Raw genomic sequence first — 10,946 nt, 5'->3', positions numbered from 1 at the left:
TGCGTGATCGCCGCCGTCAGCGTCGTCTTGCCATGGTCCACGTGCCCTATCGTCCCCACGTTCACGTGCGGCTTCGTGCGCTCAAACTTTCCCTTTGCCATCTCGCTTTCCTCTGTATTAGCTTCTTCATAGGTCTGGAGCAACCCCTGAATCGTGGAGCCCATGACCAGGATTGAACTGGTGACCTCTCCCTTACCAAGGGAGTGCTCTACCACTGAGCTACATGGGCGAATCCGCCGGAACGCCGCCCGCCTAAGCTTGACGTTCCGCCTTCAAGTCACCGTAACTGCTAGCAAATTCCTGGAGCGGGTGAAGGGAATCGAACCCTCGTCGTAAGCTTGGAAGGCTTCTGCTCTACCATTGAGCTACACCCGCCTGAATCCGGGCTCTGCCCGTCAAAACCACCTGCAATTCCCCGGCACGCCTGAAGACGCCTTGACAACCAACCTATCGCCGTCGCCCGTCCCGTCTTTCAGCTGTTTGGTGGAGGGGGAAGGATTCGAACCTTCGAAGGCAGAGCCGTCAGATTTACAGTCTGATCCCTTTGACCGCTCGGGAACCCCTCCGAACGAAACCGCGGATTATCGATAAGAATCGAAGACCTGTCAAACCTTTGCAGGCACGACCGGAGCGCAAAGACCGCAGCGCGCGGCCGGCCACGGGCGTCATGCGATCAGATTGCCGGATTGGGGTAGCGCAGATGAATGGCGTCGATTTCCTCGTGGACTTCTTCTTGCAAAGTAACCCCTTCGACGTCGATGTCTTCCTTTAACTGGTCCATCGTAGTTGCGCCGATGATGGTGCTCGCGCAGAACCAGCGGCTGCGCACGAAGGCGATGGCCAAAGAGGCCGCCGACAGATTCGCCTTCCTGGCCACAGCCGCATAGGCCGTCACGGCCGGCATCACATTCGGCTTGTCGTAACGCTGTCCGAACGGAGGAAACCTGGTCAGGCGGGCGCCTGCAGGCTTGGCCCCGTTCAGATATTTTGCCGACAAATGACCGAAGGCGAGCGGACTGTAAGCCAGCAACGGAATGCCCTCGCGACGCGTGACTTCCGAAAGTCCCGCTTCATAGCTCCGATTGAGGAGGCTGTAGGCATTCTGGATGGACGCCACCATGGGCAGCCCTTTTGCGCGGGCAAGGCGCATGAACTCCAGAACCCCCCACGGAGATTCGTTGGATAAACCTATATAGCGGATCTTTCCGGCCTTGACGAAACCGGCGAAGGCCTCCAGTTGCTCCTCGATCGATGCCGTTGCACGTTCCTGCTTGGGGTCGTAAAAAGTATTGCCGAACAGGGGCAGATACCGATCCGGCCAGTGAATCTGGTATAGGTCCACGTAATCTGTTTGCAGCCGCTTGAGGCTGCCATCCAATGCCTCCTGGATGCTCTTCTGCCCTATCGTGCCAGGGCCGCCCCGCACCCATCCGAATCCTCGTCCTTGCGTGGTTATCTTGGTCGCGACGATTACCTTGTCGCGCGGCTGCTTCTTTAGCCAACTGCCGAAGTAGGCTTCGGTGCGGCCTTGCGTCTCCGCATTCGGCGGTACGGGATACATCTCCGCCGCGTCGACGAAGTTGATGCCGCGTGAGACTGCGTAATCGAGTTGCTGGTGCGCATCGCGTTCGTTGTTCTGCTCTCCCCATGTCATGGTGCCGAGGCAGATTTCCGATACGCCAAGGTCGCTCGATCCAAGCTTGTTGTATTTCATTCCCGTCTCTCCCAATTGCAATTGCATGTTCGCGATTGCCTGATGTTCCGGCAGTTCGCAGCATTCAATGCTCGTCCTTAATTCAGCGCAGTGCGACGATCAACTCGATTTCCACCGCCGCGTTTCGCGGCAATTCGGCAACGCCGATGGCACTGCGAGCGTGTCTGCCTGCCTCCCCGAACAGCTGGACAAGCAGTTCCGAAGCTGCATCGATGACCTTGGGTTGCTGATTGAAACCCGGCGCCGACGCAACGAACCCGGTGACCTTCAGGATCTTCTCCACTCGATCGAGCGATCCCAGGACCTGATTCAGGCAGGCCAATCCTTGCAGGATGCACAGCCGGGCAGCCTCTCTGGCTTGCTCCAAGTCGACATCGCCCCCAACTTTGCCTGTAACGAGAGATTCGCCCTGGCGAGGCAACTGCCCGCTGACGAAGGCCAGGCGTTCATGGACGGCAACCGGAACATATTGAAAGGCGGGCGTCGCGGCTGCGGGCAATACGATGCCCAGTTCCGCCAGTTTTTTTCCGATCACTTGATAGCCCTGGCGACGAATGACATCTTCATTTGCCATCTTGAAAAGGGGTCGTTTCGCACCATATGAAGAGGCGTACGCGCGGGTGCGTGGCTCACTTTCCGGATGGCAACATGCAGATTGTCTATGACAGCCAGAATTATCATGTTATCGAATACTCCAGTATCGACGGATTCGAAGTCATCAACAAATCCGCGCATGTCTGCGCTTATTTCCACGGTCCGGTAGCTGTCGCCTTTCGCGACAACTTCGCGAAAGTCATCGCCGAAAACCCCTCGATCGATTCGGTCGACGAGTTTTTGGGCGGGTTCGATTCGCTGATGACCTTGCCCACCGTCCTTCACTGAACGTCGCAGGTAAAACCCCTCAGGCAAGCTTGACGAGCTGCTTGCCGAGATTCAGCCCCTTCAACATTCCGATAAACGCCGCCGGCGCGCGCTCGAGACCATGGACAATGGTCTCGCGGTAGTTGAGCTTTCCGGCGATGAGCCAGGCCAAGAGATCGGCCAGCGCTTCGTCCCAGATATCGAGGTGCTCGGAAATGATGAAGCCCTGCAGCCTTACGCGGCTCAGCAGCAATGATCGCAGATGCTGCACTCCGTAAGACCCGGTTTCGTCGTATTCCGAGATGTAACCGCAGAAGGGTATCCGGGCGAACGCATTGAAAAGCGGTAACACGGCGTCGAATACGCGTCCGCCGACATTCTCGAAGTAAATGTCGATTCCGTCCGGTGTCGCCTCCCGCAACTTGCTTTCGAACGCGTCCGCTTTGTAGTCGACGCATGCATCGAAGCCAAGCTCGTTCACGACGTAACCGCATTTCACCGCTCCGCCGGCGATGCCGACCGTACGGCACCCTTTGATCTTGGCAATCTGTCCGACCACACTTCCAACAGCGCCAGAAGCGGCGGATACGACCACTGTTTCGCCGGGCTTGGGCTCACCGATCCTGAGTAATCCATACCAGGCGGTTACGCCGGGCATGCCGACAACACCCAGGGCTGTCGACAAGGGAGCACCCCGGGTATCGATTTTGCGCAGCGCCTGTGCCTGCGCTGTTGCGAATAGCTGCCAGCCCAATCGGCCGCCGACAATATCGCCTTTCTTGAACCGCGGGTCCTTCGATTCGACCACTTCCCCGATGGTGCCGCCAACCATGACATCGCCGAGTTGCACCGGTGGTGCATAGGACTTGCCGTCGTTCATGCGCATCCGCATGTAAGGATCCAGCGAGAGGTAGAGGTTGCGCACCAATGCCTCGCCTTCGTTTGGCGACGGAATCACCGATTCGACAAAGCGGAAATTTTTTTCGGTGACCGGACCTTCCGGTCGGCTAGCGAGTACTACTTGTAAATTGTGCATCGATGTCAAAATGAAAACGGCACGGCGAAAGCCGCCGTGCCGGGGCAAACCTTGCTGCCTGCTATTTCAATACCATCGCCTGGAAGAAAGGCACGTAGGCCTGCAGCATGATCAGGACGCCGACGAGTGCGGCCAGCGATATGCTGTGCCAGAAAACGTAGCGCAGGATGACCCCTTCCTTCCCCTGCTGGTTGGTCGCCACTGAAGCAACGACGATGCTTTGCGCATCGATCATCTTGCCCATGACCCCGCCGGAACTGTTTGCCGCCGCCATCAACGTCGGGTTCAGGCCCAGCTTGTTCGCGGTGATCACCTGCTGGCTGCCGAATAGCGCATTTGAGGCTGCGTCCGTCCCGGTCAGGGCGACGCCGATCCAGCCGATCATCGTGCCGAAGAACGGGTACAGCCAACCGGTTTCGGCGAACGCGAGGCCAAGGGTGCCATCCATCCCCGAAAAACGCGTCGTGTAACCCAGAGCCAGCATCGCGAGGATGGTCAGCAGCGAATACTTCATCAGCCCGAAGGTCTCGGTCCAGGTCTTGAACATCTCACGCGGCTTGAAACCCATGAGGATGCCGGAAATTATCGCGGCGATCCAGATTCCCGTCCCGGTCGCCGAGATGATGCCCCATTTCCACACGGCGGGTTCGACACGTGCGGTGGCAACCGCCGGCTCCACGCGCTGCACCAGGTTATGCAGGCCCGGAATCTGCCACTCCCAGTAAGTGATTCCCTTGAGGTTCAGGAATGCCTTGACCACGGGCAGGCCCCACAGGAACAGAATGACGGTCAGAATCACCCAGGGCGTCCACGCCTTGATCACCATGTCGCGGCTGTGTCCGTGATGTTCCTTCGCGGCTTCGGCCCTGGGCACGGTAATCCCGCTTCCGGACGCATCCAGCATGACCGACTTCGGTTTCCAGTAGGCGAGGAACACGGCAAGGATGACCAGCGAGATCATCGCACCGAGCATGTCCACCAGCCACGGGCCGTGGTAATTCGAGATCAAGAATTGCGGAATCGCAAAAGACAGGCCCGCGACCAGAACCGCCGGCCAGACTTCTACGGTGCGGCGCCAGCCGCAAAACGTCAACACCAGCCAGATCGGGACAATCACGGAAAAGAAGGGGAGCTGCCGTCCCACCATTGCGGAAAGCGTAAGCAGATAGTCCGGATTTTCCGGCTGAGTAACCGAATGCAAGACGATGATGGGCGTTCCGAGTCCGCCGTAGGCCACCGGCGCCGTATTGGCGATCAGCGACAAGCCGGAGGCCGCCAGCGGATTGAATCCGAGCCCGATCAGGATCGCACCGGTCACGGCTACCGGCGTACCGCCACCGGCTGCGCCTTCGAAAAACGCACCGAAGCAGAAGGCGATCAGAACCAGCTGCAACCGGCGGTCGTTTGTGATGCCGCCGATGCTGTCCTGCAGGATCTTGAACAACCCCGCCTTAAGCGTCATCCGGTACAGGAAAATCAGGTTCAGGATGATCCAGCAGATGGTCGTGGTAGCGAACAGCGCGCCGAAAAAGCTTGCACCGGCAGCAAGCTCGGCGGGCATGCCGATCACAAACAATGCGATGACCAGCGCGGCAACCAGGCCGGCTATCGCCGCATAGTGGGCGCGAATTTTGAAGATCCCCAACCCGCCGAGCAACACAACGACTGGAACTGCACAGACCAGCGTGGACAGGATGGTATTGCCGAGTGGGTCGTAAACCTGAGACCAGATCATGACGTCTTCTCCCCTGATTAATTTTCTTATTTTGATTGGACGACTGTGCGTGTCCGCCCTCCAATCGCGGGCAAGTATAGTCGAATTATCGGGTGGCTTTCGCCAGTAAAGGTGCGTGCCATGGATCGTGAGCTATCATCCCGATGGTGCAGCGCATTGCCTGATCCCGGTACTGATCAAAATGGGTGTGCTGGCTGCGTGGTTGCAACTGGGGGAATATCCGACGCCCATGGAGGCGACCGGCATGAGCTTGATCCGGATCGCTTTGGCGATGCTGGCCTGGTCGCCACTGGGAAGCGACCCTGCTTCGACCGCTTAGCGCCGCGACAGTGGGCTGCGGAGTATCACCTCTGCTCGTCGGGAAGTTCTCCGAGCGGACGTTTGAACGTGTAACGAATCGGCTTCTTCAGCAATTCTTCGGCTGCCCGACCGACGCTTCCGCTCGGAATCGTGAATGGCAGCGCGACCACAAACGCGGCGGCTCCGACTACGACACCGAGCAAACCCAGCGGCCGGGTCACGACCAGATCCACGAACATGTCGGAGCCGGAAGGTGACGCCGTCTGGGCGAGCAACGGCGACGATGCCATCGTTAGCGCAATCACACACCCGCTCATCCAGCGCCTTGCTCGATCTGTCATGAAGGTCCCCGAAAACGTGTCAGTGACCTTCGTATTCTAGTCAACTGCGAGGGCGATGCAAAAAGGATTCCGCCGCAGCGCCTGCGGATCAATCAGCGCTGCGACGGGGCAGAAAAATACGGGCTGGGAGCTAGCGCCCAGGGGAGGGGTAGATAACGCGTCACCCGCCAGCCCGCGAGGGAGAAAGAATACGGCAACGATACGGATTCGAAGACGAGTGCAATTGAACGGCCTTGCCCAATTTTTGGACAAAATTGCACGCGGTCCTCGGTCATGGAAAGTAGGAGGCACCGGCGGGTTGCATCGCCGAACAACTGGCTTGCCGCGAAGAAATTACTGACGCAGTTGCTTTGGCGTAATCCCGAGCATGCGCTTGAAGTGTCGCGTCAGATGGCTCTGATCCGCAAAACCCACAGCGGCGGCGATTTCGGCCAGCGAGCGATCGCCTGCTCCAGCCGTCAGCAATGAACGGGCGCTGTTGACCCGCACCTGCACCAGATACTGGTGAGGTGACACTCCCGTCGCCTTCTTGAATACCCGGGTCAGGTGATAGGAACTCAGATGAGCGGCGCCAGCAATATCGGCAAGACTCACGTCGCTTGGATAATTTTCATGGATATACTTCATCGCCTGAATCACCGAACGCGGCGCAATGGTTACCTTGTCGGCCTCGATCAATTCCGGATGTTCGGTGTAGTTCCGCAACAGGTGCACGGCGAGTAAATTCGCCAGGGATTCGGCGTACAGGCGGCTGCCGGCGTCACCATTCATCACTTCGCGCATCAATGCTCCGGCGATGCTGGTGATCACAGGGTCGCGCTGGCCTTCTACCGTCTTGAGCCGTACTTGGGCCGGATCGAAGTCGAAAGATTCCCGTGCCACTTTATTCAGGTAGTCAGGATCGAGAGACATCATCGTGAACGACAACCGGGTATCCCACGCCCAGCGCACCGGCGTGTCACTCGGATGAATGGACACCAGGCCGGCCTCGAGATCCTTCTCTGCGATGTCGCCGCCGCTCTCGCGGATAACATGGCCGTCCGCCAGGCTGACGAATATCAGATGCTCGGTCACGCCACCCGGCAGGCAGTCGCCGCCCGGTTCGAGTTCGCGCCTCTCGATATTCAGCGGCTTCCATCCCAGCGGCCGGCTGGATGCACGGACGCTGTCCGGCCGCACATTTGCCGCATCCACTGGATCGGTGGAACGTTGAGCGCAGTCTGCATTCAATAGCGCCCGATCATAAGGGGCATTCATATTTCTTCTTCCTCCGTTTCTTCTCCTCCGTGCACTCGCACGGTCCGCAGTCGCCGGCAGACTGTTTCTCGATCGGCTGCCGCCTCTATCGGGGTCTTCAGCATGCACACACGCCATCGACTCTGATCTAGAAAGTAACTGACCGGTCAGTAATATAGATGGCGCATTGCAGCGGCGTCAATCTGTTTACATAGTCCAAGGCCCGTGTTGCGGGCTTGTGACACGCATGTAAGCAGTATTGCAGCGCGAAAATAATGATCGGTGAGGCATATGGTCTATTCCAACACGGAATAGACCAAACAAGCAGACAGGATCAGGTACTCACCAAGATTGCCCTGCGCCGTTACTTGAATTCATGCGAAACGACACGATGCTTCCTGATGAATTCCCAGTCATAAACCACACCCAGCCCCGGCCCGTCGGGCACAGGAAAGCAGCCATCTGCTCCGACGCAACAGAGTTCATCGCTGTATGCGTCCGCGTAAACCGGTGGCATCGCATTTCCGCATTTCGGACCGACCAGCGCCAGTTCGTAGTAATTGGTGTTGCGGATTGCCGCCATGCAGTGGCGATGAGCCGGCCCTGGAGCATGAATTTCGACATCCAGGCCGAAGGCTTCAGCGAGGTGCGCAATTTTCATGGTGCCGGTTATACCGAGATCGTATTCCGGATCGGCGCGCACGAAATCGGTCGCTTCGTTGACGATGAAATCCGCCTTCGGCTCCACACCGCGCACGTGCTCGGTCTGCAGCAGCGGCGTCTTGATGAACTGTCGCAGCTTCTTGTGGGCGTGCTGGGACCACCCCCCGTCGCGCATCGGATCTTCGTACCAGAAGAAGCCCGCTTCGTCGCAAGCGCGACCGACTGCCAGCGCATCCGCAAATGTGCGCAACTCGCATGCGGGATCGAGCATCAGATTCATCCGCCCGCGAAAGTGCCGACCCAGCTTCAGCACGGCTTCGCACTCTTCCTTCACATTGCCGTCGCACCAGCCGTGCATCTTGAACGCGCGATAACCCATCCCGTAGCATTGTTCCGCAAAATCCACGTAGGCTTGGGCGCTCGACAGTCCGCCATTGCGATCGCCATGGTAGGAACTCGCGTAAGTCGGCAGACGCTTCCTCCAGCCGCCCAGCATCTTCCAGATCGGCGCGTTCAATTGCTTGCCTGCGAGATCCCACAATGCGATATCGATGCAGCCCACGCCCATATGGTCATATTGCCGAAGCGCGCGTTTGAAGTCATCGTAGATCGGTTCGCGCTGATGCGGATCACGCCCCAGCAGATGCGGCGCCAGCGCCAGCGTCTGGCCGAGCGCCATTGTCGTACCGCCCCACAGCGCGACATATTCTCCGCGTGCGCCGTCGTCCGCCTCAATCACTATGGCGTACTTCGACAGTTTCAGCCTGTTCTTCGGCTGGTAGACGATATTGAATCCGCCGGCGTCAAAGCCCAGATCGGGCAACTCGAACGCAAACTCCTGCACCTCAACGCGATTGATGCGACTCATCGAACTTCCCCTGGTTGAATGCCGACAATGCGCAAAGATGACATTCTGCAGAAATAGGTGTCAATCCGGCTACTGGCCGGCTAGGGCGCGTATTTGACGAGGATGCGCGCCAGGCGCGCTTTCTGACTGTTCCAGTGGACGAAGCGCTGGCAAACCTCTTTCCCGTCGGCCTGGATGCGTTCGTAGAAGGCGTCGACGAATTTCGCGGCACCGGCGTCCTGCCCAGGCTGCACTCTCGCCTCCGGCCAGGGTTGCCGGGAGTCTTCCAGCCGGGTGAAAACCTGGACTTCGGTTACCACTGCCGCAGCGGGAATGAGTGCGCAAACGGAGGCATGAAGTGCGCTGCCCTCGTTGCATCCCGCGGACGATTCCGGCGCAGATTGGCTGTTGATGCAAGGTGGCAATCCGATGACCGCGACAACGCCCTCCGCCCCGTGGCGGCGCTCGGCGGCGAGCCTTGCATCAGCGTCAGTTTGATCGCTCCTCTGCAAGCCGGCCCGTTCGAGCCGCACGGCGGCGTTGCCTATGTCGCGCAGCCGCGTTTGCATTTCCTGCCGTAGTACTTTGTCGCCGTCGCGATCCCGGAAGGTCTGGTACTCGGCCAAGGCGTAGCCGCCGACGGCCGCGGCCAGCATCAGCGCGAAAATAGCCAGCCAGGTGCCGGTCTTGCGCGAGGCCGGCTTGCCTGCCGTCCTTTCGGCAGCCTGGCGACGAGCATTGACCAACAACTGGAACAGCGCCGCCGCGAAAGTTGCGGTCGCGCCAATCAGCGCTGCCATTACGGGGTCGGAAAAGTTCATGGTTATACGATGCTACCTTTTAGAACGAGCCTCTGGAAGACCACGCTACGGGCGCGGCTGCCCGGCCGGTGCTATAGTTTCCTCGGCTTCCATACTCGAATGACGATGCAACTCGATCTGAACTACGGCCGCGACCGCTATCCTCTTGAACTGCCCGACGACTGGGACGTGACGGTCATCCGCAAGCCTGCCATGCCGCTCGAGCCGAATCCGTCAGGCGCTGTGCGCAAGGCACTGGCGGAACCCGTTGGTGCCGGCCCGCTGGTCCAGGAGGCGCGCGGACTGAAAACCGCCTGCATCCTGATCTGTGATATCACGCGGCCGGTACCCAACGGGCTGCTTTTGCCGGAAATCGTCCGGCAATTGCTCGATGCCGGCATGAAACCTGACGACGTCACCGTGCTGGTGGCAACGGGGTTGCACCGCCCCAACGACGGAGCAGAACTCGAAGAACTGGTCGGCGATCCGTGGGTGCTGAAGACCGTGAGCGTAGTAAATCACTTCGCGCGCGACGACGCGGCTCACGTCGACCTCGGCCGCACGCCGCGGGGTACGCCGGTCAAGCTCGATCGCCGCTTCGTCGATGCCGATCTGAAAATCGCGACCGGCCTAGTCGAGCCGCATTTCATGGCCGGCTACTCCGGCGGGCGCAAGGTCATTGCCCCGGGTGTAGCGCACCGCGACACCATCACGACGTTCCACAGCGCGCGCTTTATGTCACATCCCAAGGCCGACAACTGCATCCTCGAAGGCAACCCGTTGCACGAGGAGCAGCTCGAGATCGTGCGCATGCTCGGCCGTGTGCTGGCGGTGAACACCGTTATCGACGAGCATCGCCGGCTGTCTTTCGTCAATTACGGCGAAATCCTCGGGAGCCATTTGCAGGCCGTCGAGTTTACGCAGCGCTACGCACGTGTGCCGATCGGCCGCCGTTTCAAGACCGTCGTCACCAGTGCGGCCGGCTATCCCCTGGACAAGACTTACTATCAGACGGTGAAAGGCATGGTCGGCCCGGTCGACATCCTCGAACCCGGCGGTGACCTGGTGATCGTGTCGGAGTGTTCCGATGGTCTCGGATCGCACGAATATGCCGACGCGCAACGCCGCCTGATCGCGCTCGGCGCCGAAGGATTTTTTGCCGACATCAGCCGCAAGCAGTTTGCCGACATCGACGAGTGGCAAACGCAGATGCAGCTCAAACCGATGAAAGCCGGCGCCGTGCATTTGTATGCCGGCGGCCTGGCGGCGGCGGATCGTGCGCTCACCGGCGTCAACCTGATCGACTCGGTCGAAGAAACTCTGCAGCACTGCATCGAACGCAGCGGGGACAACGCGCTGGCTGTCATCCCCGAAGGGCCTTACGTGGTGCCCTACTATCAGCCCGCCTGAGGA

The 10,946-nt window shown here is 59.4% G+C and carries 12 protein-coding genes and 3 tRNA genes; 3 read left to right on the top strand and 12 right to left on the bottom strand.

From position 1 onward, the window contains the following. The 6 genes from HY067_14170 to HY067_14145 all read right to left on the bottom strand — a co-directional run. On the bottom strand, window positions 1-101 hold a 101-nt coding region (locus HY067_14170; protein MBI3529100.1), incomplete at its 3' end, for an elongation factor Tu. Window positions 102-154: 53 nt separating this feature from the next. Beyond that, window positions 155-229 (bottom strand) — tRNA-Thr (locus tag HY067_14165). 72 nt (window positions 230-301) lie between these two features. Beyond that, window positions 302-375: transfer RNA gene (locus tag HY067_14160), tRNA-Gly, on the bottom strand. A gap of 106 nt (window positions 376-481) precedes the next feature. Continuing rightward, window positions 482-566, bottom strand: a tRNA-Tyr gene (locus HY067_14155). 107 nt (window positions 567-673) lie between these two features. Next, window positions 674-1,714 (bottom strand): NADP(H)-dependent aldo-keto reductase, encoded by a 1,041-nt coding sequence (locus HY067_14150; protein MBI3529099.1) that lies wholly within the window; start codon window positions 1,712-1,714, stop codon window positions 674-676. A gap of 82 nt (window positions 1,715-1,796) precedes the next feature. Next, on the bottom strand, window positions 1,797-2,288 hold the full coding sequence (locus HY067_14145; GenBank protein ID MBI3529098.1) for a RidA family protein: 492 nt from the start codon (window positions 2,286-2,288) through the stop codon (window positions 1,797-1,799). Window positions 2,289-2,362: 74 nt separating this feature from the next. Here HY067_14145 and HY067_14140 point away from each other — a divergent pair, with 74 nt between their 5' ends. Next, window positions 2,363-2,596, top strand: coding sequence for a DUF3567 family protein (locus HY067_14140; GenBank protein MBI3529097.1), 234 nt, complete (start codon window positions 2,363-2,365; stop codon window positions 2,594-2,596). Between the two features lie 19 nt (window positions 2,597-2,615). On the opposite strand, the gene HY067_14135 is transcribed toward HY067_14140, so the two are convergent. Together HY067_14135 and HY067_14130 are read right to left on the bottom strand one after the other, a co-directional pair. Beyond that, a complete protein-coding gene (locus HY067_14135; protein ID MBI3529096.1) occupies window positions 2,616-3,611 on the bottom strand; it encodes an NADP-dependent oxidoreductase in 996 nt (331 codons plus the stop codon). A 61-nt stretch (window positions 3,612-3,672) separates the two neighbouring features. Then, a complete protein-coding gene (locus HY067_14130; GenBank protein MBI3529095.1) occupies window positions 3,673-5,346 on the bottom strand; it encodes an L-lactate permease in 1,674 nt (557 codons plus the stop codon). Window positions 5,347-5,461: 115 nt separating this feature from the next. Here HY067_14130 and HY067_14125 point away from each other — a divergent pair, with 115 nt between their 5' ends. Further along, complete coding sequence (locus tag HY067_14125; protein ID MBI3529094.1) at window positions 5,462-5,665, top strand: hypothetical protein; 204 nt, start codon at window positions 5,462-5,464, stop codon at window positions 5,663-5,665. 25 nt (window positions 5,666-5,690) lie between these two features. Here HY067_14125 and HY067_14120 read toward each other — a convergent pair whose 3' ends face one another. The 4 genes from HY067_14120 to HY067_14105 form a co-directional block, all read right to left on the bottom strand. Then, window positions 5,691-5,951, bottom strand: coding sequence for a hypothetical protein (locus HY067_14120; GenBank protein MBI3529093.1), 261 nt, complete (start codon window positions 5,949-5,951; stop codon window positions 5,691-5,693). Window positions 5,952-6,320: 369 nt separating this feature from the next. Next, window positions 6,321-7,244 (bottom strand): helix-turn-helix transcriptional regulator, encoded by a 924-nt coding sequence (locus HY067_14115; protein MBI3529092.1) that lies wholly within the window; start codon window positions 7,242-7,244, stop codon window positions 6,321-6,323. A gap of 343 nt (window positions 7,245-7,587) precedes the next feature. Beyond that, window positions 7,588-8,754 carry a mandelate racemase gene (locus HY067_14110; protein ID MBI3529091.1) on the bottom strand — a complete coding sequence of 389 codons (1,167 nt, stop codon included), beginning with the start codon at window positions 8,752-8,754 and terminating at the stop codon, window positions 7,588-7,590. A gap of 80 nt (window positions 8,755-8,834) precedes the next feature. Beyond that, window positions 8,835-9,554, bottom strand: coding sequence for a hypothetical protein (locus tag HY067_14105; GenBank protein ID MBI3529090.1), 720 nt, complete (start codon window positions 9,552-9,554; stop codon window positions 8,835-8,837). Window positions 9,555-9,653: 99 nt separating this feature from the next. Here HY067_14105 and larA point away from each other — a divergent pair, with 99 nt between their 5' ends. Next, on the top strand, window positions 9,654-10,943 hold the full coding sequence (gene larA, locus HY067_14100) for a nickel-dependent lactate racemase (protein ID MBI3529089.1): 1,290 nt from the start codon (window positions 9,654-9,656) through the stop codon (window positions 10,941-10,943). Window positions 10,944-10,946 lie beyond the last annotated feature (3 nt).

This window comes from Betaproteobacteria bacterium (assembly GCA_016194905.1).
Classification (GTDB): Bacteria; Pseudomonadota; Gammaproteobacteria; order Burkholderiales; family JACQAP01; genus JACQAP01.
This window is presented reverse-complemented; position numbering and strand designations above follow the sequence as displayed.

Excerpts from the sequence above, each read along its gene's own strand:
- HY067_14130 (MBI3529095.1), bottom strand. The coding sequence starts at position 5,346 with ATGATCTGGTCTCAGGTTTACGACCCACTCGGCAATACCATCCTGTCC.
- HY067_14135 (MBI3529096.1), bottom strand. The coding sequence starts at position 3,611 with ATGCACAATTTACAAGTAGTACTCGCTAGCCGACCGGAAGGTCCGGTC.
- HY067_14150 (MBI3529099.1), bottom strand. The coding sequence starts at position 1,714 with ATGAAATACAACAAGCTTGGATCGAGCGACCTTGGCGTATCGGAAATC.
- HY067_14115 (MBI3529092.1), bottom strand. The coding sequence starts at position 7,244 with ATGAATGCCCCTTATGATCGGGCGCTATTGAATGCAGACTGCGCTCAA.
- larA (MBI3529089.1), top strand. The coding sequence starts at position 9,654 with ATGACGATGCAACTCGATCTGAACTACGGCCGCGACCGCTATCCTCTT.
- HY067_14105 (MBI3529090.1), bottom strand. The coding sequence starts at position 9,554 with ATGAACTTTTCCGACCCCGTAATGGCAGCGCTGATTGGCGCGACCGCA.
- HY067_14110 (MBI3529091.1), bottom strand. The coding sequence starts at position 8,754 with ATGAGTCGCATCAATCGCGTTGAGGTGCAGGAGTTTGCGTTCGAGTTG.
- HY067_14145 (MBI3529098.1), bottom strand. The coding sequence starts at position 2,288 with ATGGCAAATGAAGATGTCATTCGTCGCCAGGGCTATCAAGTGATCGGA.
- HY067_14140 (MBI3529097.1), top strand. The coding sequence starts at position 2,363 with ATGCAGATTGTCTATGACAGCCAGAATTATCATGTTATCGAATACTCC.